This is a genomic window from Bacillus cereus group sp. Bce041, assembly GCF_052646455.1.
Genome location: NZ_JBQXON010000001.1, coordinates 799,287 through 823,353 on the forward strand (window position 1 = coordinate 799,287; position 24,067 = coordinate 823,353).

Below are 24,067 nucleotides of genomic sequence, written 5' to 3' on the forward strand. Positions count from 1 at the left end.
TTCCCTTCAATGGGTACTCAACCTTTTTATTTATAAATTACTTACGTAACTCCGCACCAAATTTCTCTTCTACCGCTGTTAATACACGGTTATGTGCTTCTGTTACTTCTTCGTCTGTTAATGTACGTTCTGCATCGAAGTAAGTCATAGAGAATGCAAGTGATTTCTTGCCTTCTTCCATTTTTTCACCTTCGTATAAGTCGAATAGTGTTACGTCTTTCAGAAGTTCTCCGCCAGCTTCAGCAATGACTTGCTTCATTTCACCAGCTTTTGTTTCTTTCGTTACTACAACAGCCATGTCACGTGTCATAGATGGGAAACGTGGAATTGCTGCGTAGTAAGTTTCTTCAGCGTCTGCACCGAATACTTTTACAAGAGATAATTCAAATACGAATGTATTTTTCACATCTAATTGTTTTTCTGCTTCTGGGTGCAATTGACCGATGAAACCAATTACTTCGCCATCTAATACGATGTCAGCTGTACGGCCTGGGTGCATACCTTCGCGTTTTGCTGGTGCATATGTGATTTGGTTTGCAACGCCAAGTACGTCGAATAGTCCTTCTAGTACACCTTTCACAACGAAGAAGTCTACTACTTTCTTCTCACCTTGCCATGCATGGTGAAGAGCAAGACCTGTCATAACACCTGCAAGATGTTGTTCTTCTTTCGGAAGTTCTCCTTCTTCTGTCGGTAAGAAGATAGAACCTACTTCGTATAAAGCAACGCTGTCGTTTTTACGAGCGACATTGTATGAAACTGCTTCTAGTAATTGCGGTACTAAGCTTAAACGAAGTTGGCTACGTTCTTCACTCATTGGAAGCGCAAGACCTACAGGCGCCTTTTCGTTTGGCTCAACCATATATTGTTTCGCTTTGTCAGCGCTTGTTAATGAATACGTGATTGCTTCATATAAACCAGCACCCTCTAAGAAGCGGCGTACTTTACGACGTTTCGTTTGTGCTGATGTTAATTTACCACGAGTCATCGTTCCAGAAGGTAATGTAACTGGAATGTGGTCATAACCGTATAGACGGCCCACTTCTTCTACTAAGTCTTCTGAAATTGTAATATCAGGACGACGTGCTGGTACATTCACGTGGAATGTTCCTTCTACTTCTGTGAATGGGAATTTCAAGTTTGTGAACATTGTACCCATTTCACTCGCAGAAATATTTGTACCTAATACACGGTTTACTTTTTCAGCAGTAACAGATACTGTACGCTCTTGTACTTGTAAGTTGTCAGCTTCTACTACACCTTCAAGTGCTTCACCGCCAGCATATTTCGCCATTAAAGCAGCTGCGTGTTGAATTGCTTCAAATGTACGTGTTGGGTCGATTCCTTTTTCGAAACGTGCACTTGATTCACTACGAAGACCTAAGTCTTTTGATGTACGACGTACTGTTTGACCTGCAAAATATGCAGACTCAATTAGAACGTTTACTGTCTCATTTGTAACTTCAGAATCCGCCCCGCCCATTACACCAGCAACAGCTAAAGCTTTCGTGCCGTTTGTAATTACAAGGTGGTGGCTTTGTAATGTACGCTCTTGATCATCTAACGTTTCAATTTTTTCGCCTTCTTTTGCAAGACGAACAACGATTTCTTTTGAACCTAATTTATCGTAATCGAATGCATGTAACGGTTGACCGTATTCCATTAAAATGTAGTTTGTAATATCAACTACGTTGCTAATTGGACGAATGCCAGCTGCCATAAGACGAGTTTGCATCCACATTGGTGATGGACCAATCTTTACGTTTTTAACCATTTTTGCAATGTATAATGGGTTTTCTTCTTTCGCTTCTACACTTACAGAAATATAATCAGAAGTTTTTTCTGCTGTTTCTTGTAAGTCGATAGCTGGAAGCTTTACTTCGCGGCCATAAATAGCAGCTACTTCGTAAGCAACACCTAACATGTTTAAGCAATCTGCACGGTTTGGTGTTAAGCCAAGCTCAAGTACTTCATCGTGTAAGTTTAAAATTTCAAGTGCATCTGCACCAACTTCAGCGTCACTTGGGAAGATGAAGATACCATCTGCGTATTCTTTTGAAACTAACTTTCCATCAATACCAAGCTCTTGAAGAGCACAAACCATACCGTGAGAAGCTTCACCGCGTAGTTTTGCTTTTTTGATTTTGAAGTTACCAGGAAGTACAGCTCCAACTTTTGCAACTGGTACTTTTAAACCTTTTGCAATGTTAGCAGCTCCACAAATAATTTGAACTGGCTCTTCTTCACCGATATCGATTAAGCATTTGCTTAATTTATCAGCTTCTGGGTGTTTTTCACATTCTAATACGTGACCAACTACAACACCTTTTACACCTTTATTTAATACTTCAACGCCTTCTACTTCAATACCACTTTTCGTGATTTTGTCTGCTAGTTCTTGTGCTGTTACATCTTTAATATCTACATACTCTTGTAACCAACGATATGATACGAACATACTTATCCTCTCCTTCCCTTACGCTCGTTTGAATTGTTGTAAGAAACGTACATCATTTGTATAGAAATGACGAATGTCATCTACTCCGTATTTCAACATTGCGATACGCTCTGCGCCCATACCGAATGCGAAACCTTGATATTCTTTTGAATCATAACCAGCCATTTCAAGTACGTTCGGGTGAACCATACCTGCGCCTAGAATTTCAATCCAGCCAGTTCCTTTACAAGTGCCGCAGCCTTTGCCATGACACATCATACAAGAAATATCCATCTCTACAGATGGCTCTGTGAATGGGAAGAAACTTGGACGAAGACGGATTTCACGATCTTCACCGAACATCTTTTTCACGAATACTTGCAGTGTACCTTTTAAGTCACTCATACGAATGTTTTTATCAATTACAAGACCTTCAATTTGCATGAACTGATGTGAATGCGTCGCATCGTCGTCATCACGGCGATACACTTTACCAGGACAAATAATTTTAATTGGGCCTTTTTCTTTATTATTTTCCATCGTACGTGCTTGCACAGAAGATGTATGTGTACGTAGTAACGTTTCTTCTGTGATGTAGAATGTATCTTGCATATCACGCGCTGGGTGATCTTTCGGTAAGTTTAGTGCTTCGAAGTTGTAGTAGTCTTTTTCTACTTCTGTTCCTTCAGCTACTTCATAACCCATACCGATGAATACATCTTCAATTTGCTCAACAACAGCCGTTAACGGATGGTGACAACCTGTTTCAACAGGACGACCTGGCAATGTAACATCAATTGTTTCAGTAGCTAATTTCGCTTCAATTACTGCTTTTTCTAAGTTACTAATTTTGTCGTCTAGACGCGTTTGAATCGCTTCACGTACTTCATTTACTAATGCTCCCATACGTGGACGCTCTTCTGCTGATAATTTTCCCATGCCGCGTAATACTTCTGTAATTGGACCTTTTTTTCCTAAATACGCTACGCGTACGTCGTTTAAGCCTTTCAGCTCTTTCGCTTCTTCAATAAGCTCTAACGCTTTTTGCTTTAGCTCTTTTAAACGTGCTTCCATTTTGGAACCCTCCTAATTTTAAAAATAAAAAAACCTCGCTCCCAAAAAGGGACGAGGTAAATTCGCGGTACCACCCTAAATTGACAGAACATGTCTGCCCACTCATTAGTTATAACGATCAATTCTGACCGGAACGCCTTTACATATACATGGTCCTGGCGTCAACTCCAGAGGTGAATTCACTTTCGTCTACCATAAGAATGCTTTCAGTCTACGACATTCTCTCCCTATATGGCGATTTTGTAAGCTACTCTTCTCTATCAACGTTTTTCGTTATTTAACTTTTAATATAATGTACTTCAACTTATTATAAGAAGTTTTTTATTTGTTCGCAACCGGGCTTTGCAAATAATACGTTAAAATCCCTGCTGCAACCGCAACATTTAATGATTCTGCCCCGCCGTAAATCGGAATATACAAGTTTTGATCCGTTTTTGCAAGAATTTCTTGGCGTACGCCATTTCCTTCATTTCCTACAATTAATGCAAAACTGCCAGCCGGCGTTACTTCACCATACGGAACTCCATTTTCAAGAGCTGTTCCATATACAGGAACGTTATTTTCTTTTAACTTGTCTACCCATTCTTCTAAGTTCCCTTTTACAATTGGTAAGTGGAAAATAGAGCCTTGTGTAGAGCGGAGTACTTTACTATTGTAAACATCAACACAACCTTCTCCAAGCACAACGGCGTGAATACCAGCTGCATCAGCTGTACGAATAATTGTTCCTAAATTACCTGGGTCTTGCAGGCCATCTAATAAAAGGAATTTCCCATCAGTAAGAGCTACTTCTTTCTCATGCTTCTCACAAACAGCAAATACACCTTGCGTCGTTTCTGTTTCACGAAGTATTTTTACAATCGCCTCAGGTACGATGTACATTTCCACATCATTAACTGTCCAATCTTTCGGAAGGTCTGTCTGATCTGAAACGATAAGTTCTGTTACAATTCCTGTCTTCAAAGCTTCCTCGACTAAGTGGAATCCTTCTACAAAAAATAAACCTTTTTTATCGCGTTCTTTTTTCGTTTGCAGCTTTTTCCACTGCTTTACACGCGGATTTTGTACTGAATCAATGTTTTTCATAATATGTATTTCCCTCTCTTCTTGTCTTATCATTATAGCCTATTTTTCATACATATTTACATAAAAAAGAACAAAAACTAACGTCAGTTTCAATTCTGAAGAAGAGGTGAAAGCAATGAGTTTTAATTTACGCGGTGCCGTATTAGCGAATGTATCTGGAAATTCACAAGATCAATTACAAGAAACAATCGTCGATGCAATTCAAAGCGGTGAAGAAAAAATGCTTCCAGGTCTTGGCGTTTTATTTGAAGTCATTTGGAAAAACGCTGATGAAAATGAAAAGCACGAAATGTTAGAAACACTAGAGCAAGGATTAAAAAAATAAGCAATTTGAAAATCACCTTTGCATAAGCTAAGGTGATTTTTTTGCAGAAAAATTTTTTCTTCTCCTAAACATTTCTACTTTACTAACGAACTATGATGGAGTACAATGTTCAAAATACATTTAAACCGATCGATTTTTCTTCATATACACCATAAGATAAAAGGAGTGAATGTTTTATGCACCGTATTACGCTTGAACAAATTTTTAAACACCACATTACACAAAAATACGTAAACCGTTCTGGAATGGTCCACGCGATCGCTGTCGCTTACCATGCGTTTCACCTAGCCAAAAAGCATCACGCCTCAGTCGATGCTGCCACAAAAGCTGGCTTCCTTCATGATATCGGACATCATACGTGGTACACAGGCGGCGAATGGGATTATGACTTATATAAAAAGAATGATATCCATGCAATTAAAGGCGCTGAAAGAGCACATAAATTACTTATTAGATTAGGAGAACATCCAAAACTAGCAAAAGAAATTTCTATTGCAATTCTTCTTCATACAGATTCTTTCTTAGTGGAACAAGAAATTGAAAGAACATCTCTTCAAAATATTATTAAATGGGCAGACGAAGCAGATGAAGAACCGGGCGGAGCGCATCATTATCGAACAATTTCTTATGAAAAAGCACTTAAAGCAATTCAGCAATTAGATCGATTGGTAGAGCGTGAATTGCAAATAGAGCAAGCAAAATTGAATAACAAGACAGAACATAGTTATCAATGAGAAAGAGGCATCACTACAGGGTGATACCTCTTTTATTATTTTATGGAAAATAAACCTTTATCCCGCATTAACGAGCAGTAAGACCCCCACCTCGAAATTCAGCAAAGACGAGGAAGTTAGGTGGAGAATCAACTGCCCGTAAAAGCCCGATTGGTGAGGGCTGATAATCAGTGGGGGATGAACCTCCCCAATGATTAAAGTTTCACTTTATATGTAATATTTAAATGTTACATTCAAAAACATCTTACTTTATAATTAAATATGCAAATATAAAAGAGGTGATTTTACAAATGCAACCCGCTACACAGCTTTCTAATGAACAAAAACACTCGATGTCATGGGGACAATTTATTAGCTCTGTTTTATTCGCCTTTTTTGGAACTGGACTTATTACTATGTTCCTCGCAATGCCATTAACAATTTATACAGCAGGTCTTACAGATAAAAAACAAGTTGCCCTGTATGAATCTATTGCAAATACTGCAAGTACCGTATTACAACTAGCTGTATTGTTATTCTTCATTTTTAAATTCGAACCCGCAAAAAAATTACTACTAAAATCTTTTAACTTTAAAACACTGAAAGAATGGCGCACATACGTATACTTACTTCTTTTCTTCGTTATCAACATCATACTCAATTACATCTTGTTAAATTATGTGTTCCAAGACGCAACAAAGCAGCAATCTTCCGCACTAAGCTTAGACGTCTTTAAGCAATATCAAATATTATTACTTCTCAGCTTTGCAATACTCACACCCATTTTTGAAGAACTTATTTTCCGTGGTTTTATACTTCGCTTCTTCTCAGAACGCTTTCCATTTTGGATTGCAGCCATCGTAACAAGTTTCTTCTTCGGTATCGCTCATACATACTCACTTGGGGTAATGGTAATTACTTTCTTTATGGGATTATTAATGGCCATTTTATGTAAAAAAACAAAGTCCATTATTCCAGCTATGTTATTTCATATTATGAATAACATGTTGGCATTCTTGAGTTAAAAAGAGGTATCATCGCGATACCTCTCTTTACTCTTTTATCATAACTTCAAACTCTTCTGCGGTTAGCGTTTTTGATAATCCGTATCGTTATTACCCATTTCCTTCAATTTATATATACTCATTAATAATATCCAAAATAAACCTCATGTAGTAAAATATAACTTAATTCACATAAAGGAGTTTACATATGTTCAGTATTATTTGGATGCTTTTCACGCCACTTCTCTTACTATGCGGGATTGCTGGTGGTATTTTTTTAATAGTAACGGGGATTAAATATCGGAAATTACTCGTTGGTTTAATGGGGCTACTTAGCCTATCCTTTGTCACACTACCTTTTGTTCTTTTAAGTGTAGGGATTCATATCGATACAATTTTCCCGATTCCAACTGCTCTTTACTGGACCCCATTTTCTTTAACTGGATTATTAGCAGGGGTAAGTGGAGTACAAGCCAAAATTAAAAGTATACGTAATATGGGATTCATTATTTTTACCATTGGAATATTAGGTGTTATCTTCTGGGAGCTCATGTCTGTAGGTGATTCATTCTATATATAATATTTTTTAGCAACCTACAAATCGGAGGTAATACAGAAGTGTTTGGAATATTAACTTGGATGATTTTAGCTCTTACTTTAATGTTATGCGAATTCATCGTCGGCATTTTTTTAATTATTGCTGGCATGAAACATCGTAAAATACTTACCATTATAGCTGGTTTCACTAGCATATTACTCATCGTTGTTCCTATTGTTTGTATAGGTTCTGGAATAGATTTAGAGGGGATGGTTCCAATTTCGGGAACTTTATATTGGTGCTTCTTCTCTTTAGCTGGACTATTAGCTATTATAAGCGGCAGGCAAATATCGAGTATTTGTTCTATGGGGACAATTTTGTTTATAACAGGGCTGTGCTCCGTAACTGGTTATCATTTTTTATATCTCACTCTTTAAAAAGGCAAAAAAGCAGGGAAATTAATTCCCTGCTTTTCTATTTGGTTTATTGCCTGATTGTAAGAAGAACGATAACACCCAAGCGATACCTGCAAGTATCGTTGCGATTAAGAAGGCATCGTTAATACCGTTAATTGCAGATAGCTTTGAAATTTGTCCATATAATAGTTGTGTGCTCATCGCGTCTCCTGCTTGAGCTGATCCAGCTAAGGCCGCTAAGCTTTGACCCATGCCGTGTACTTTATCAACTAAAATTGGGTTTGATGTTGTTAACATGTTGCCGTAATCTGCTACGTGGGCAGTTGTTTGTTGCGTCATAAGTGTAATTAAAATCGCTGTTCCAATTGAACCAGCTACTTGTCTTGACGTATTTTGCGTTGCTGTACCGTGAGAAATTAATTTCATCGGCAGCGCGTTCATACCAGCTGTCATAATTGGCATCATAATGAATGACATACCAATTGAACGTATAATATAATCCGTCATAATAACGCTATACGGTGTATCCATCGATAATTTTGTAAATTCATATGTCGCATACGTCGTAATTGCCAATCCAATTATCGCTAATGGACGAATACCATATTTATCGAATAATTTACCCGCTACTGGTCCCATGATCCCCATAATTAATGATCCTGGAAGAAGTAGTAAACCAGATTCAATTGGCGTAAAGCCACGAATGTTTTGCAGATATACTGGAAGCAATAACATACCTCCGAATAATGCCATCGTAACGATTGCATTAATTACTAAAGTAAAAGTAAATACTGGATATTTAAATACTTGTAAATCAAGCATTTTATTGTCCGTTGTTAACTCTCTCCAAATAAATAACGCTAAACCAATTACACCGATAACAAGTGAAATAATGACTTCTGCACTAGTCCAACTATTATTTCCAGCTTCACTAAATCCGTACAATAAGCTTCCTAGTCCAATACTTGAACTAACCACACCGAATATATCTAATTTCGTTTTAGACACCGGCTGAGCTAGTGTAAAGAATTTTAAAGATAGGAACGTAATAATTAAACCAATAATAAACATCGCATAGAACATTAAGTTCCAGCTATAGTTTTCAATCACCCAACCTGTTACAGTTGGTCCGATAGCTGGTGCTAAAATCATCGCTACACCTAGTAATCCCATCGCCGCTCCGCGTTTATGAGGCGGGAATAACGTCATGAAGATATTCATACCAACCGGCATTAAAATACCCGCACCAACTGCTTGAATTACGCGACCTGTCATCATCATTGTAAAGTTTCCTGAAGTAGCACAAATGATAGATCCTACCGTGAAGAATAACATTGCTGCTACGAATAATTTACGATACGTAAATCGTGAAACTAAAAAGGCACTAATCGGTACTAAAATACCATTTACAAGCATGAAGCCTGTAATTAACCATTGTGCTGTTGAAGTTGATACATTAAATTCATTCATTAACGGAGGTAATGCAACATTAATGATTGTTTGGTTTAAAATAGAAACGAACATGCCTAGAATTAATACAGCTACAACTGCTTTTACGTTCACATTCTCTACAGGCATAGACATTTGTTTTTTCGGCACTTCTTTTTCTTGTTTTACTTCTTCTTGCTTTCCTGTTTCTAACTCAACTACATTAGAAATTTCCGATTCTTGCTTTCGTTCAATTTCTTTCTCTTCTGTTTCAACTTTACTTACTTCTATTTTACTTACGGCTGGGACTTGTTCTTCTCCCATTTTCGTTTTTTTCTTTCGTAAAAGACGATTTACAAGGAAGAAGACGATTATACAAAATAGTGCATATCCTGCAATTACAATTGAGGACATCTCATCTCCCCCTTACTTATGAATACGAACTGTCACATTCATGCCAGGAACAATATTTACTGATTTGCTATGATCTAAAGAAATTTTAACTGGTACTACTTGTGTTACTTTCGTATAGTTCGCTGTTGCGTTGCTTGATGGCAACATAGAGAATGTATTCGCTGTTGTTAAGCCAACTTGTTCTACTTTTCCTGTTAACGTTGTATCTGGGTATGCATCTACATACACATCTACATCTTGACCTTTTTGAACATCATCAACATCTGTTTCTTCAATGTTTGCTGTTACCCATAAATTGTTCATATCAAATGCATAAGCAATCGGGCTACCCGCTCCAACGAAAGCATTTGTTGTCGCGTTTGATTGTACAACTGTTGCATTTTGTGGAATTGTTACATCTACTGTTTGTTCTCCATTAGCTGCCGCTACAGTAACAGTACCTAATTTATCGTTCTCATTATAATTTTTTCCTACTTCAGCTTTCCAGTCAGTTAGTTTACCTGCTACTGGTGAAGCAACCGGAATTACCTTTCCATCAATCTTTGCATTGTCTGTTTTTAAGTAATTTTCCGTTTGATTGTAATAGTAATAACCGCCAATACCGCCGCCAACTAGTACAATTAATGTGATAATGTTGATAATTACCATTCTTCGAAACTGATTCATTGCATTCCTCTCCTTATATCGCATATAATTTTTTTCTAAACTATTTATGTCCTTATTGTTTAGATTGTTTAATTGTTAATTATATTAACCTTTTAACAAAAAAATCACACCATCTGCAGCGTAAATCGAAACTTCTCTACCTGCGAGCGGTGCTGATTTCTGAAGGACTATCGTTTATAATTATAAATAATTATTTTGAATCTACAACCGACAATTTACGTATGAAATGTCGTTTAAACAACAATATAATACCAATATGTTGTTTAAGTATAGAAAATTAAACGAGGGGAAATAAAAATGTCTATTAAAAATACAAATGATCCACGTGTAAAACGGACGAGACAACTCATACAGGATGCTTTTGTCGCTTTAGTAGGCGAAAAAGGTTTTGAAAATGTTACTGTTCAACATATCGCAGAACGCGCTCCTGTAAACCGCGCTACATTTTATAGCCATTACCACGATAAATATGACTTACTAGACAAAAGCATTGAAGAAATGTTAGAAAAGCTAACTGAAGTAATTAAACCGAGAAATAGAAATAAAGAAGATTTCCAACTAACATTTGATTCGCCACATCCAAGTTTTTTGGCCTTGTTCGAACATATTGCAGAAAACACTAACTTCTATAACGTCATGCTTGGTGATAAAGCTGCTGGAAACTATACGTATAAGATGATGAAAGCAATTCAAACGCATTTAACATTAAGCCTCTCTATTTCACAACCTAACGATGAAAAACTAATGGTTCCACGCGATATTCTCATTAGTTATGTTACTGGTGCCCACCTAGGAATGATTATGTCATGGCTAAAAAGAGGGATGATATATACCCCGCATTTTATGGCGATGCAATTAACTCGTTTAATTATTTTAGGGGCTCATACTGCTGCAGGATTAGAAAGGCCTTTTTAAAACATAAAAAAGCGAAGGAGAAGCTCCTTCGCTTTTTCTATTAATTAAATGTAATGTTATGTACAGCCTCTTTATCAAGACGTTTAATAACTTCTACAATTAACTTCACTGCATTTTCATAATCATCACGATGTAACATTGCCGCATGAGAATGGATATAGCGCGTTGCAATTGTAATTGCCATAGAAGGAATACCATTTACAGCAATGTGAATCGCACCCGCATCCGTTCCTCCGCCTGCTACTGAATCATATTGATACGGGATTTGTAATTCATCAGCAACATCAACTACGAAATCACGTAAACCTGTATGTCCAATAACAGAAGCATCATATAAAATGATTTGTGGTCCATCGCCCATTTTACTTTGTGCTTCTTTTGACGTTACACCCGGTGTATCTCCAGCGATACCAACATCTACTGCGAACGCGATATCTGGTTTAATATAATTCGCAGATGTTTTTGCGCCACGAAGACCAACTTCTTCTTGTACAGTTCCAACGCCATATACAACGTTTGGATGCTTTTCATCTTTTAATTGTTTTAATACGTCAATTGCAATTGCACAACCGATTCGGTTATCCCATGCTTTTGCAAGTAACATTTTTTCATTCTTCATCACTTGGAATTCAAAGTAAGGTACAACTTGATCTCCTGGTCGTACGCCCCACTCCATCGCTTCTTCTTGGCTAGAAGCACCGATATCGATGAACATGTCTTTAATTTCAACTGGCTTTTTACGAGCTTCTGGAGGTAAAATGTGCGGTGGTTTTGAACCAATTACACCTGTTACATCTCCTTTACGCGTTACAATCGTCACGCGTTGCGCAAGCATAACTTGTGACCACCAGCCACCAACCGTTTGGAAGCGAAGGAAACCTTTGTCATCGATTTGTGTAATCATAAATCCAACTTCATCTAAATGACCTGCAACCATAATTTTCGGGCCGTTTTCTTCCCCTACTTTTTTCGCAACTAAACTCCCTAAATTATCAGTAGAAAGTTCGTCCGCAAACGGCTCAATATATTTCTTCATTACTTCACGTGGTTCACGCTCATTACCAGCAATACCACGTGCATCTGTTAATTCTTTTAGCATTGTCAATGTCGCGTCTAATTTTGTCATTGCCAACACCCTCCTTTTTCTTCAGTCAATTCATTATACAATAATTAAATTGAAATATTCAAAAATTAAATTAGTATCCTTGTGTTTGACGCTGATGATTTACTTCATTTTTATCTAAATATGCTTTTTCAATCTCTTCTTGTTCAAATTCAAGTGCTTGTCCAAGTCGAAGATAGCTCGTAAATAATTCAATATAGTTTGTAATAGATGGTTGATCTGTAAAACGAATTACTTTCGCATATGTGTCTAAGAAAATTTCCACTTGTGTTTTATTCGTCTGTGCACATTTATAGAATAGGAAGTTTTTATCAATACCTAAATCAATTCCGATTGATAAAATAAAATGCAAACCATCTACGTATTCTTCTAATATTACTTCACGTTCTGATGCTGGTTTGTTGCTCCAATATTTAAAACAACGTGTTTCATTTGCAAGTTCTCCAATTTCTACAAGAAGAGCTAACATTTTTTCTTTTAACAATTTTTTCGGTTGTAAGTCATGTTCTTTTGCAATACGGTCATCTAATTCTTTTTGTAATTTAAATAGTTGTAGTAAGTCCATTCTATTGTCCTCCTCCAACATCGCATTTTACGCAACAATGTTGTTTCATCTCAAAGTTCATTATTATGTTTCAGTTCTTATGAATAAGTCAGCTATCTAACTCTTTATAAAATAGCTTGTCCTTAATTTACAAATACGTTTCAGTCATCGCTCTTAAATTGTTCATCTGATGAAAGTTCCATATCATCTTTCCATTATAGCAGTGTCGTTTCAGCTAGGAAAGATACTCTTCTTTCCAAACGAGCAGAATTGAAAAAAGCCAGGAGTATTCTCCTGACTTCATATGTATATTCTTCTATACTGCTATAACTTTTATATTGATTTTGTCATATTGATAACAACATAGCCGTTAATCTTTAGAATTTCTTTCACTTCTAACTTCTATTTGAATACAAATAAAAAAACCTTAGAAGAAAATTCTTCTAAGGTTTCAACTAATTAATTAGTTAATGTTGTTTTTTGCAACTGTTGCTAATTCAGCGAAAGCTTTTTCGTCATGAACAGCTAAGTCAGCAAGCATCTTGCGGTTAACTTCGATGCCAGCATTTTTAAGACCGTGCATTAAGCGGCTGTAAGAAAGACCATTCATACGAGCTGCTGCGTTGATACGTGTAATCCATAATTTACGGAAGTCACGTTTCTTTTGACGGCGGTCACGGAATGCATACATTAGAGATTTCATAACCTGTTGGTTAGCAACCTTGAATAATGTATTTTTTGAACCGTAGTAACCTTTTGCTAATTTAATTACTTTTTTACGACGTTGACGAGTAACTGTACCACCTTTTACTCTTGGCATAATATTACCTCCTAATTGTTCTATATATCAGCCGAACTTATTTTAAGTTGTCAAGCATTTGACGAATGCGTTTGAAGTCACCAGCGCTTACTACACCAGCTTTACGTAGTTTACGTTTAGCTTTTGTAGATTTGTTAGCGAATAAATGGCTTGTGTAAGCGTGAGAACGTTTCAGTTTACCTGATCCAGTCTTTTTGAAACGCTTTGCAGCGCCGCGATGAGTTTTTTGTTTAGGCATAGGTATTTCCTCCTCTATCTATTACTTATCGTTTTTCGGTGCTAAAACTAAGAACATACTGCGTCCTTCCATTTTAGGCTTAGATTCAACTGTGCTAACTTCAGCACAAGCTTCTGAGAAGCGATCTAAAACACGTTGACCGATTTCTTTATGAGTAATGGCACGTCCTTTAAAGCGAATTGATGCTTTAACCTTGTCACCTTTCTCTAAAAACTTGATAGCATTACGAAGTTTTGTGTTAAAGTCGTGTTCATCAATTGTTGGACTTAAACGAACTTCTTTCATGCTAATTACTTTTTGATTTTTGCGCTGCTCTTTTTCTTTCTTCTGTTGCTCAAAGCGGAATTTACCGTAGTCCATAATGCGGCATACTGGCGGTTTCGCATTTGGAGCAACTAATACTAAATCAAGATTAAGATTTGCAGCTAAGTCTAAAGCGTCATTACGAGACTTGATTCCAAGTTGATCGCCATTTGCGCCAACTAAACGTACTTCACGTGCACGAATTTGCTCGTTAATCATCATATCCTTGCTAATAGTAAGCCACCTCCAAGGTTTTCTCAGAACATATTTTGTAGTCATAGAACCCGAACAAAAAAAGTGCGGGCATACGACACCCACACTTGTAAAATCTTAAGTAAGAAATACATTTACCTGTTAACTGCGAATGCGTCCATCAGGTGAGAAGCGGGTGCTTCTACTTGTTCCACAAAACAATATTCTATTATCCTTGATGAGTTTATCATAGGACATGACGTCTGTCAAGAAGACGCGATGTATTTTACTAACAACAAGAAATATTGTAACAAACAACTAACATACTTGCAATACTTTTTTATGATAAGTGTTACATGGTTATTTTTTCTAATTTTTCTCAAGTATATTACATAAAAAAGCCGCGGTATACCGCGGCTTTTTCTTATCGTTTTCCTTCTACTTTAATCATGTCAACAAAAGCATCTAATGCGATTGTTTCTGATTTTTGTTCACCATATTTACGTACGTTTACGCCGTTTTCAGTTACTTCATTGTCACCTACTACAAGCATGTACGGAATTTTTTGCATTTGTGCTTCACGGATTTTGTAACCGATCTTCTCTTCACGAGTGTCTAATTCAACACGGATACCAGCACGACGCAATTCGTCTTGTACTTTCTTCGCATAGTCTAAATGTACTTGCGGAGAAACTGGAATTACTTGTACTTGAACTGGAGCTAACCATGTTGGGAATGCACCTTTGTATTCTTCAATTAAGAAGGCTACAAAACGTTCCATAGTTGATACAACACCACGGTGAATTACAACTGGACGATGTTGTTTACCGTCTTCACCAACGTATGATAATTCAAAGCGTTCTGGAAGCAAGAAGTCTAATTGTACAGTTGAAAGTGTTTCGTCTTTTCCAAGAGCAGTACGAACTTGAACGTCAAGTTTTGGACCGTAGAATGCCGCTTCACCTTCAGCTTCATAGTAATCAAGACCCATTTCATCCATAGCTTCTTTTAACATACCTTGTGCTTTTTCCCACATCTCATCATCCGCATAATACTTTTTAGTATCTGCTGGGTCGCGGTAAGATAGACGGAATGAGTAGTTCTCTAAACCGAAATCTTTGTACACTTCTAGAGTTAAGTTTACAACACGTTTTAACTCTTCTTTAATTTGATCTGGACGAACGAAAATATGCGCATCGTTTAAAGTCATTCCGCGTACACGTTGTAATCCAGATAACGCACCTGACATTTCATAACGGTGCATTGTTCCAAGTTCCGCAATACGGATTGGTAATTCACGGTAGCTGTGAATATCATTTTTATAAACCATCATATGATGAGGACAGTTCATTGGACGAAGAACTAATTCTTCGTTATCCATTTCCATTGATGGGAACATGCCATCACGATAGTGGTTCCAGTGACCAGAAGTTTCATAAAGCTCTCTGCTTCCTAGTACTGGAGTATATACGTGATCATAGCCTAAGCTTGCTTCTTTATCAACGATATAACGCTCGATAATACGACGAATTGTTGCACCCTTTGGTAACCAAAGTGGTAAACCTTGTCCTACTTTTTGGCTATTAGTAAATAGTTTTAATTCTTTACCTAATTTACGGTGATCGCGCTCTTTCGCTTCTTCAAGCATACGTAAGTGCTCATCTAATTCCGCTTTTTTAACGAATGCAGTACCGTAAATACGTTGTAGCATTTTATTATTGCTATCGCCGCGCCAGTAAGCACCTGCAACGCTTAATAATTTAAACACTTTAATTTTCCCTGTAGATGGAAGGTGAACACCACGACAAAGGTCGAAGAATTCGCCTTGCTCATAGATTGAAATAACTGCATCTTCTGGAAGATCGTTAATTAAATCTAATTTTAACTCATCGCCGATTTCTTCAAAGCGACGAATTGCTTCTGCACGTGGTACTTCATGACGAACGATTTCCAAGTTCTCGTTCACGATTTTTTGCATTTCTTTTTCGATTTTCTTGAAGTCTTCAACTGTAATTGCTTCTTCCATATCAATATCGTAGTAGAAGCCATTTTCAATTACTGGACCAATGCCGAGCTCAACCTTAACATCTTTATATAAACGTTTTAACGCTTGTGCTAAAAGGTGGGCTGTTGAATGGCGTAAAATATATAGGCCATCTTCAGAATCTAATGTAATGATAGAAACTGCACCATCTTCTTCGATTGGTGTAACAAGATCGATCATCTCATCGTTTAATTTTCCAGCTACAGCTTTTTTCTTTAAGCCTGGGCTAATAGAAGCTGCGATTTCTTCAGTTGTTACGCCTTTTGGAAACTCCTTCACAGCTCCATCAGGGAAAGTAATTTTAACTACATCTGCCATCACTGGTCACTCCTCTTTTTCTCAAAATAAAAAACACTCATCCCGTAAAAAGGGACGAGTGTTGAATTCGTGGTTCCACCCTTGTTCCAATTAACATAATTGTTAATTGCTCAAGTTCAACATAACGGTGTTGTCCGTTAGCAATTACTAGAAAAACCGTTCACTGCTAAAGTTTAGAGGTGGTAAGTAATAATCCCGTACTAGGAAGCTCACACCCTAAGGCTTCCCTCTCTGAAAATCGTAGAAAACTACTCATGTCCTCATCATGACATTTCAATATATTTCATTTATGTAGGTAATTATATGCTCAAAAACTTAGAAAATCAAGGGCGTTACCTTTATTTTTTAAATTTTTCACATTGCGCTCAAAATCATGTAATTCATGTAATTGGACCCGTTCTTGGAACACATTTCGCAAAGTAATTATCATATTATGGTCTTGTTCTTTCGTATATAAATAAATCTTTTTGGGCGAAATAGAAAGAAGCGGCGCAATTACTTTCGTATCAATATATACATCATTTTGCTTTAATAATTCCTCATCTATATATTGGACCAACTTCTCCTGTTTTAAACGCCTACCTTTATCATCATAAAAGATAAAGCTTTCATCAAAAATAAGATGCATGCAAGACAAACGTGATTTACGGCTACTTACTTGTTGCCGAAGCGTCTCAATGAACATTTGGTATTCTTGCTCCATCTTATATTCATCAATTGCCACTTCCGCAAGTTTAGCCACCATTTCCCTATATGTACGAAGACGAAAACGGATATATGATGAAAACGAGAATGAGAGCGGATCACAAAGCCAATTATTTAAAGAAGACTTAATATATGACTCAAATGCGTTACGCGTTAAATCCTGAGCTACACCTTTTCTTCTTCCCTTTAAAATCTCATGTGCCATGTGCAATATTTGATGACACTCTTCTTGTTCTTCATAAAAAAACTTTTCTTTTAAAATCGTATAAATCCACTCATTTTGTTTCACATTCACAATGAAATACACCATTACTGGCAATAAGATCTTTTCAATATAATTCGATTCACGTACTGGTATGTGAATCACCACTTTTTGTTCCTGTAAATACACACTCGTTTCCTTATATAATACTTCCGCTCTTTTCAGCAATTGTCTATATACGTACATAGCATCATTTTTTTCTTCGAAGCAAATTTCAATCACTTTTGTCCCCCCTTTTATCCCCGCTCTAAAGGACTGTATCTATACGTTACAAATCCTATAAGAGTCCGTTCCGCGTGAAGTTCACTCTTAGTAGAATTACATTTCCTATCGTTAGAAAATCCACTCAATATGGCTTGCTAATTTTATATATATTAAGGGAGGGAGAAAAAAATGATACAAGCTACTATGAATTTTTATTGTATACTTTACTTATCAATAAAAGGGGGTATCTGAATGTTTGAATATAAATTCGTAAAAGTCGAATTACATTGGGGGTTCACTCGCTCAAAACCAGCTGAAGACTACCAAGAAATTATTCAAGAACATGCTAGAGATGGCTGGAGGTTCGTACAGATTGTTGCCCCTACGTTTGGCAGTTCTGGACAACCTGAATATTTCGACCTCATATTTGAAAAGAAAATATCACTATAATACAAAAGAGCAAGCTTCTCAGCTTGCTCTTTTACTTATGACGACGGTTTTTCCCACCAATCGGAATTGGTTTCGCTAAATATTTAATTCGTTCCATAATGCGTGCTGCCTTCATTTCTTCAGCCTCGCCACGCTGCGTATACGTTAAATGGTGTTCCAGTTGTTTAAAATCAAAATTAGACGTAAAGAACGTCGGTAAGTTTTCTAACATACGGAATTGTAAGATTGCACCGAGTACATCGTCACGGACAAAGCTTGACATCGCTTCTGCCCCGATATCATCTAACATTAAAACTTGTACGCGTTTAACCGCATCAATCTTCTCACCAATCGAATTATCTTGAATTGAACTTTTAATTTCACGTAAAAATTCCGGGAAGTATACGAGCATCGAACTTATTTTCTTTCGAGCAAGCTCGTTCGCTATTGCTCCTAACAAATACGTTTTTCCTACACCAAATTTACCGTACAAATATAAACCTTGTGCTTTTTTACCTGGTTCATATGTACTTAAAAATTCATTCGCTGCACCAATCGCATCGATACGTGCATTTAAATCAGAAGGATCTAAGTTTTCCATAGTTGCCTGTAAAATATCCGTTGGCATATATACACTTTGAACAAGTTTTTCATATTTCTTTCTCTCGTCATGCGCTACTTTTCTAACGCAGCGATCGTATTGAATATCAATCATCTTCCCTTGAATAACAAGCTTTGGCTCGTACCCTTGTAGCATATTTTTACATGAGCCTAAATCCGGACAATCCACGCAACCTACACTTTGTCCAATATATTCATATAACTTCACAAGACTGCGCTCAATCATAGAAGTCGTTACTTCACCCTTATGTTCATCTATAAATTCTTTCACACGCGGATGCGCCATTACTTCTGCCTTTAATACTTCATATCTATTTTTAAAGTTTTCATTTTCCATTAATTTTGCAAATGAATTTTGAATATGCTCCATTTTCTCACCTCAAAGAGCGTTCATTCTCTTCTATTAATCACGCTTATATTTTTTTAACACTTCTTCTAGTCGTTTTCGTTCATCTTCTAGCGTACTTGCATCTTTTTCTACACTTACATCTTTCTTCACTGTTTCTTTCTCTTGTTCTTTCGGCTCTTCTTCCTTAAGCCAATCTGGCACCATTTCTTTCCGCACCGTTTTCTTCGCCGTACGGCCTTTTTTCTTCGTCTCAGCCCACTCTTGATATTGACGGTTCTCTTCTTTCGCTAACGCCATCGCGTCCGCTACTGTACCGACCTTTTTACGTGCCCAATGCCCAGCAATCTTCTCGACATACGTTTTCGCAAGTTTCATATCTGAGCGTAGCATAACGTAATAAATAAGTACATTCACAACTCCTGGTGTCAATTTTTGATTAATCATGACATCTTCAACGATCTGCAAGTCCGCTTTCGTTGCCTCTGCACCACCAGAAATCTCTTTCAATAGTTGTTTTGGTGAGATTTCCTCTAGCTGCTTTATTAGCATCTCCTCTTGCGATGAAGGCTCTTTCTCTTTCATCGTACGTGCAGCATGAGGCTGTACTCTTTCACTTAATACCGGTAATGCTTGACCATTTTCAAATTGATACCAATCGCGCGCTCCTTTTCTAAGCCTTTCCATATCAATTGTTTGCATCTCTGTCACTGCACCAAGAACGATATTTTGCATCGATAACACATCTACACCATACACGTAAGCAAGTGTTATAACGCAGTCTCTCACTTGATCTGTAATCGCCTTTTTAGGAACAAGAGCGGACAATCCATCTACAAATAAAGAGAAATCAAAGAAATCATTCCAAACTTTCGGAGCGTCTCCCTTCTCGTTACTTGGCATAGTTGTCGTTTTTGGAATACGAAGGTCTTCTTGCGCATGCTCAAGTTGTCCTGGATTAAACGAACCAAACACATCATTGAAAGAACGCGTAACATTTTCATAAGAAGCAAAATCAAATTCTTCTTCTAAGAAATATTGCTTTACTTGATTATATTTTGTCCTGCTCAATCGATTGTATAAAAAGATACTTAAAACAATATCATCAAAAAACTGCTTCGGAGATAAAGGTGGTTGCAACTCATATATGAACATTCGAATATCTTTTTCTTTCTTAATATATACCTTCAAAAGCCCAATTGCCTCTAACTTTACTCGTTCCTCATATACTTCAGGAAGTTGCATTTGCATAGTCACCATAAGGGAATGATGCGTATTCTCTTTTCCAAATACACGATCTTGCTCAAGCTCTCCCCATAGTGTCATGTATAAGCTAAAAGCTCTACTACCTATTAACGGCTGATACAACATCGTTAACACTTTTCGGTCGTAATTGTGCAGTAGTCCTTTCGCACTTACTTTATAACGATCAATCGGCAATAGCTCCATCCATGACTGTTTTTCCATTCTTGCTTTTCCTTTCTCTCATCCAATCTATCCTCTACTTCATTCGTTCTATCTTCATTATATAAATTCTTAGTGAAAAAGAGCTATTAGCTTGCGCTTCTAGCTCTCTTATCCTATTACTTACGGTATGTAAAGAGAATAAAATACAACTTCTACTCTCTTTCTTTTTGCAGTATATCTTTTAATTCTTCAATAAATACATTTAAATCTTTAAATTGACGATATACAGAAGCAAAACGTACGTAAGCAACATCATCAATATCGCGAAGTTCTTCCATAACAATTTCACCAATCATATCACTTTTCACTTCTGATATACCTAAATTACGCAGTTCACGTTCCACGCTTTGTGTTACTTCTTCTAATTGCCTTAAAGATACTGGTCTTTTTTCACACGCTTTAATTAAACCGCGTAAAATCTTTTCTTTATTAAACTCTTCTCGTGTGCCTTCTTTTTTTACAACGATAAGAGGTGACTCTTCTACCCTTTCAAAGGTCGTAAAGCGACTTAAGCAGCTTTCACACTCTCTCCTTCTTCGAATAGAGCGCCCCTCGTCTACCGGACGCGAATCTAACACTCTTGTACCATTATGAGAACAGGATGGACAACGCAATTCATTCACTCCTTTACACTATACTCTTTATTTTTCTCTACTCACTTCACCTAAAATATATATACAATATTATATAACTCATTCTAACTCTCTTACCACTTTAAGTTCCAGCGCATCACTTTATCATCTCATCCTTAAAAATAAGATGGTATATAGGGCACTACCTCATTTGCAAGAGTCCAATTTATTCAACTAACGAGTACGTTATATTTTCCCTTTTTTATAAACTAAAAAAGAGGTGCATTATACACCTCTTTACATTTTAAATCAATTATGTTCTTTTTTAAAGAGCTTTTGTTTCTCTCTGCTTAATTTCGAAGCTACCAGTGCCTCGAGGAAGCTCGATGCTCTCACGCGTTTTCGCGTTTAAACCTTCTGCAATATATTCTGCAGCAACATTTGGATCAATACGATCCCCACAAGTATAAACATCAATACTTGCGTAACCGTGCTCCGGAAAGCTATGAATTGTTAAATGTGATTCTGAGATAATTACTACTCCACTTACACCTTGTGGTGCAAATTTATGGAAAGCAACCTCACGCACTTCAGCACCAGCTCTTAGTGCTGCATCCACAAATAATTGTTCAATATACGGCATGTCATTAAGCTTGTCGAAATCGCAATCCCAAAGTTCAGCGATCACGTGACGACCCATCGTATCCATAGTATCCATTCTACAGTTCCCCCTTGTAAATTTATTCTAACTGTTCGAATTGAAAACTAATTTGCAATTTGGCTTGCTCCACTACCACGGGGGAAAGTTAGTCCAGAGAGGTCCTAACCCTTTAAGTAGTGACTACGTACCTCAGCTCTTAAGTTTACGAGTGTTAGTATACTTTGTTTATTTTCATTTTGCAACAACAGTTTTTTCGATTTTCTGTCATATTTTCCTCTTTACTTTTCCCTAAAAAAAATAAACGATTCACAAATGCAGTAATCACAACGTTTCGTGGTATGTCCACTTTTTAAAATATACTTATATAATTTTTTTCCTTTTCAGAAAAAATTAAAAAAAGAGGGCAAATATCGCCTTGCCCTCTCCTCCCTTATTCACTTAAATGTGTTGCACATTTTCTTGTTTCGCTAACTCTTCAACAACTAACGTTACAAGATCTACAACACGACGAGAGTAGCCCCACTCGTTATCATACCAAGCAAGTACTTTCACTTTACGATCACCCATTACCATTGTAGATAAACCATCGATAATAGCTGAGTGTGTATTTGTATTAAAGTCGATAGATACTAAAGGCTCTTCGCTGAATTCTACAATACCTTTTAACGCACCGTTTGCAACAGTTTTGAATGCATCGTTAATAGCTTCAACTGTCACATCGCGTTTTACATCTACTACTAAATCAACAAGAGACACGTTTGGTGTTGGTACACGAAGTGCCATACCATGAAGTTTTCCGTTTAAATGTGGAAGAACTTTTGCTAGCGCTTTCGCAGCACCTGTCGTTGTCGGAATGATTGATTGTCCGCAAGCACGTGCTCTTCTTAAATCTTTATGTGGGTTATCAATATTTTTTTGGTCATTTGTATAAGCGTGAACTGTCGTCATTAAACCGTTTTCAATTCCAAACTGCTCATCTAACACCTTCACAACAGGCGCTAAACAATTTGTTGTACAAGATGCATTTGAAATAACAGTATGTTTTGTAATATCTAATTGGTCTTCGTTCACACCAACTACAATTGTTACATCTTCATTTTTACCAGGCGCTGTTAAAATAACTTTTTTCGCTCCAGCTTCAACGTGAAGAATTGCTTTTTCTTTCGAATTAAATTTACCAGTTGCTTCAATTACAACTTCAACACCTAAATCTGTCCAAGGCAATTCCTTTGGATCGCGGTTGTTTAAAAGGCGAATCATTTTTCCATCAACTAATAAGTGATCTTCAAATGCTTCTACTGTTCCGTCAAACTTGCCATGAACTGTATCATATTTAATTAAGTGTGCTAACGTTTCAGATGGATAGCTTGCATTGATTGCTACAATTTCGAATGCGCTTTCTTTTATTGCTTGACGAAATACCATTCTCCCAATACGTCCAAATCCATTAATTGCCACACGAGTCATAATATGTTATCCCCCTTGAATGCGTTATACTATTTATCTCCAATCCCAATAATAGTATAACACAAAAAGGGGATATGTCACTAAGCATTTTCATTAATTTCACAATTTTTTAGTCAATAATGTTCCACTTTTTTAAAATTACCTGCAATTGTGTTTTCGTTCCCATAATTGTGCCATCATTATTTATCACTTCATCTGCATTTTTCATTTTTTCTTCTAACGGCATTTGAGATTGAATACGAGCTGTTGCTTCCTCTTCTGAAAAGTTATTTCGTTTCATTAAACGTTCTAATTGCGTATGCGGCTTAACCGCTACAACTAAAATGCGGTCAACGAGTCTTGTTAATTTGCTTTCAAATAAGAGAGGAATATCTAACACAACCGCTTGCATACCTTCTTTTATGTACATTTCCTTTTGCCTATTCATTTCCTCACGCACTGCAGGATGAACAATTTTATTTAACTGCAATCGTTTTTCTTCATTATAGAAAACGACACTTCCTAGTTTTGGACGATCTAGTTCTCCATCCTCTTGTAACACTTCCGTTCCAAATACTTCTACTATTTTGTTATATGCTGGTTTTCCTCGCTCTACAACTTCTCTTGCGATAATATCTGCATCAATAACTGGTATGCTCAGTTCACGAAACATTTCTGATACCGTACTTTTTCCGCTTGCAATGCCTCCCGTTAATCCAATTACTACTGTCATAATAATCCTCCTCATAATAAAAG

General features: G+C 36.9%; 25 protein-coding genes and 3 other annotated features. Of the genes, 7 read left to right on the forward strand and 18 right to left on the reverse strand.

The genetic code is table 11. The annotated features are described in order from the left end of the window. Positions 1-37: 37 nt before the first annotated feature. The 3 genes from pheT to ACUN13_RS04175 form a co-directional block, all read right to left on the reverse strand. Positions 38-2,458, reverse strand: a complete 2,421-nt coding sequence (pheT, locus tag ACUN13_RS04165) for a phenylalanine--tRNA ligase subunit beta (RefSeq protein ID WP_078187112.1) — start codon at positions 2,456-2,458, stop codon at positions 38-40. Positions 2,459-2,476: 18 nt separating this feature from the next. After that, on the reverse strand, positions 2,477-3,511 hold the full coding sequence (gene pheS, locus ACUN13_RS04170) for a phenylalanine--tRNA ligase subunit alpha (protein ID WP_000388219.1): 1,035 nt from the start codon (positions 3,509-3,511) through the stop codon (positions 2,477-2,479). Between the two features lie 44 nt (positions 3,512-3,555). Next, positions 3,556-3,784 (reverse strand) — a binding site (T-box leader). 48 nt (positions 3,785-3,832) lie between these two features. Then, positions 3,833-4,630 (reverse strand): TrmH family RNA methyltransferase, encoded by a 798-nt coding sequence (locus ACUN13_RS04175; protein WP_002026395.1) that lies wholly within the window; start codon positions 4,628-4,630, stop codon positions 3,833-3,835. Between the two features lie 82 nt (positions 4,631-4,712). Here ACUN13_RS04175 and sspI point away from each other — a divergent pair, with 82 nt between their 5' ends. The 5 genes from sspI to ACUN13_RS04200 all read left to right on the forward strand — a co-directional run bounded on the left by sspI (position 4,713) and on the right by ACUN13_RS04200 (position 7,614). Continuing rightward, positions 4,713-4,922: a small acid-soluble spore protein SspI gene (gene sspI / locus ACUN13_RS04180; RefSeq protein WP_000009509.1), complete on the forward strand. Its 210-nt coding sequence runs from the start codon at positions 4,713-4,715 to the stop codon at positions 4,920-4,922. Between the two features lie 176 nt (positions 4,923-5,098). Further along, positions 5,099-5,656, forward strand: coding sequence for an HD domain-containing protein (locus ACUN13_RS04185; protein WP_000554786.1), 558 nt, complete (start codon positions 5,099-5,101; stop codon positions 5,654-5,656). Positions 5,657-5,946: 290 nt separating this feature from the next. After that, entirely contained in the window at positions 5,947-6,660 is a 714-nt protein-coding gene (locus ACUN13_RS04190) for a CPBP family intramembrane glutamic endopeptidase (protein ID WP_001182108.1), read from the forward strand. 187 nt (positions 6,661-6,847) lie between these two features. Beyond that, positions 6,848-7,219: a DNA-binding protein gene (locus tag ACUN13_RS04195; RefSeq protein WP_445423679.1), complete on the forward strand. Its 372-nt coding sequence runs from the start codon at positions 6,848-6,850 to the stop codon at positions 7,217-7,219. A 38-nt stretch (positions 7,220-7,257) separates the two neighbouring features. Then, entirely contained in the window at positions 7,258-7,614 is a 357-nt protein-coding gene (locus ACUN13_RS04200; protein ID WP_445423680.1) for an ammonia permease, read from the forward strand. A 21-nt stretch (positions 7,615-7,635) separates the two neighbouring features. On the opposite strand, the gene ACUN13_RS04205 is transcribed toward ACUN13_RS04200, so the two are convergent. Next, a complete protein-coding gene (locus ACUN13_RS04205) occupies positions 7,636-9,435 on the reverse strand; it encodes a DHA2 family efflux MFS transporter permease subunit (RefSeq protein WP_000095295.1) in 1,800 nt (599 codons plus the stop codon). Between the two features lie 12 nt (positions 9,436-9,447). Continuing rightward, positions 9,448-10,101, reverse strand: a complete 654-nt coding sequence (locus tag ACUN13_RS04210; protein ID WP_001071419.1) for an HlyD family secretion protein — start codon at positions 10,099-10,101, stop codon at positions 9,448-9,450. 297 nt (positions 10,102-10,398) lie between these two features. On the opposite strand from ACUN13_RS04210, the gene ACUN13_RS04215 reads away from it, so the two are divergent. Beyond that, positions 10,399-11,016, forward strand: a complete 618-nt coding sequence (locus ACUN13_RS04215; RefSeq protein WP_000023672.1) for a TetR/AcrR family transcriptional regulator — start codon at positions 10,399-10,401, stop codon at positions 11,014-11,016. Between the two features lie 40 nt (positions 11,017-11,056). Here the strand turns inward: ACUN13_RS04215 and ACUN13_RS04220 are convergent, their stop codons facing one another. The 7 genes from ACUN13_RS04220 to ytxC form a co-directional block, all read right to left on the reverse strand. Beyond that, positions 11,057-12,142 (reverse strand): M42 family metallopeptidase, encoded by a 1,086-nt coding sequence (locus ACUN13_RS04220; RefSeq protein ID WP_000163555.1) that lies wholly within the window; start codon positions 12,140-12,142, stop codon positions 11,057-11,059. A gap of 70 nt (positions 12,143-12,212) precedes the next feature. After that, on the reverse strand, positions 12,213-12,704 hold the full coding sequence (locus tag ACUN13_RS04225; RefSeq protein WP_000365050.1) for a dUTP diphosphatase: 492 nt from the start codon (positions 12,702-12,704) through the stop codon (positions 12,213-12,215). A gap of 442 nt (positions 12,705-13,146) precedes the next feature. Continuing rightward, the gene (gene rplT, locus ACUN13_RS04230; RefSeq protein ID WP_001138362.1) at positions 13,147-13,503 is read right to left on the reverse strand and encodes a 50S ribosomal protein L20; all 357 of its coding nucleotides are present in this window, start codon (positions 13,501-13,503) and stop codon (positions 13,147-13,149) included. A gap of 37 nt (positions 13,504-13,540) precedes the next feature. Next, the gene (rpmI, locus tag ACUN13_RS04235; RefSeq protein ID WP_001125945.1) at positions 13,541-13,741 is read right to left on the reverse strand and encodes a 50S ribosomal protein L35; all 201 of its coding nucleotides are present in this window, start codon (positions 13,739-13,741) and stop codon (positions 13,541-13,543) included. Between the two features lie 21 nt (positions 13,742-13,762). Continuing rightward, positions 13,763-14,266: a translation initiation factor IF-3 gene (gene infC / locus ACUN13_RS04240; RefSeq protein WP_000973215.1), complete on the reverse strand. Its 504-nt coding sequence runs from the start codon at positions 14,264-14,266 to the stop codon at positions 13,763-13,765. Between the two features lie 63 nt (positions 14,267-14,329). Further along, positions 14,330-14,450 (reverse strand) — a sequence feature (ribosomal protein L20 leader region). A gap of 210 nt (positions 14,451-14,660) precedes the next feature. Continuing rightward, positions 14,661-16,598 (reverse strand): threonine--tRNA ligase, encoded by a 1,938-nt coding sequence (gene thrS, locus ACUN13_RS04245; protein WP_000786083.1) that lies wholly within the window; start codon positions 16,596-16,598, stop codon positions 14,661-14,663. Positions 16,599-16,645: 47 nt separating this feature from the next. After that, positions 16,646-16,874: a binding site (T-box leader), on the reverse strand. A 31-nt stretch (positions 16,875-16,905) separates the two neighbouring features. Next, entirely contained in the window at positions 16,906-17,787 is an 882-nt protein-coding gene (gene ytxC, locus ACUN13_RS04250) for a putative sporulation protein YtxC (RefSeq protein WP_445423681.1), read from the reverse strand. A gap of 234 nt (positions 17,788-18,021) precedes the next feature. Between ytxC and ACUN13_RS04255 the strand changes: the two genes are divergently transcribed. Further along, positions 18,022-18,219 carry a DUF4177 domain-containing protein gene (locus ACUN13_RS04255; RefSeq protein WP_000464456.1) on the forward strand — a complete coding sequence of 66 codons (198 nt, stop codon included), beginning with the start codon at positions 18,022-18,024 and terminating at the stop codon, positions 18,217-18,219. Between the two features lie 31 nt (positions 18,220-18,250). Here the strand turns inward: ACUN13_RS04255 and dnaI are convergent, their stop codons facing one another. From dnaI to coaE, 6 genes are all read right to left on the reverse strand, one after another. Continuing rightward, entirely contained in the window at positions 18,251-19,189 is a 939-nt protein-coding gene (gene dnaI, locus ACUN13_RS04260) for a primosomal protein DnaI (protein WP_000400104.1), read from the reverse strand. A 33-nt stretch (positions 19,190-19,222) separates the two neighbouring features. Continuing rightward, complete coding sequence (locus ACUN13_RS04265; RefSeq protein ID WP_000415049.1) at positions 19,223-20,632, reverse strand: replication initiation and membrane attachment family protein; 1,410 nt, start codon at positions 20,630-20,632, stop codon at positions 19,223-19,225. 152 nt (positions 20,633-20,784) lie between these two features. Beyond that, on the reverse strand, positions 20,785-21,246 hold the full coding sequence (gene nrdR, locus ACUN13_RS04270; protein ID WP_001203687.1) for a transcriptional regulator NrdR: 462 nt from the start codon (positions 21,244-21,246) through the stop codon (positions 20,785-20,787). A 283-nt stretch (positions 21,247-21,529) separates the two neighbouring features. Beyond that, entirely contained in the window at positions 21,530-21,913 is a 384-nt protein-coding gene (gene speD, locus ACUN13_RS04275; protein ID WP_002003660.1) for an adenosylmethionine decarboxylase, read from the reverse strand. A gap of 390 nt (positions 21,914-22,303) precedes the next feature. After that, entirely contained in the window at positions 22,304-23,332 is a 1,029-nt protein-coding gene (locus tag ACUN13_RS04280) for a glyceraldehyde-3-phosphate dehydrogenase (protein ID WP_000198974.1), read from the reverse strand. A gap of 109 nt (positions 23,333-23,441) precedes the next feature. Beyond that, positions 23,442-24,044 (reverse strand): dephospho-CoA kinase, encoded by a 603-nt coding sequence (gene coaE / locus ACUN13_RS04285; protein WP_445423682.1) that lies wholly within the window; start codon positions 24,042-24,044, stop codon positions 23,442-23,444. Positions 24,045-24,067: the final 23 nt, after the last annotated feature.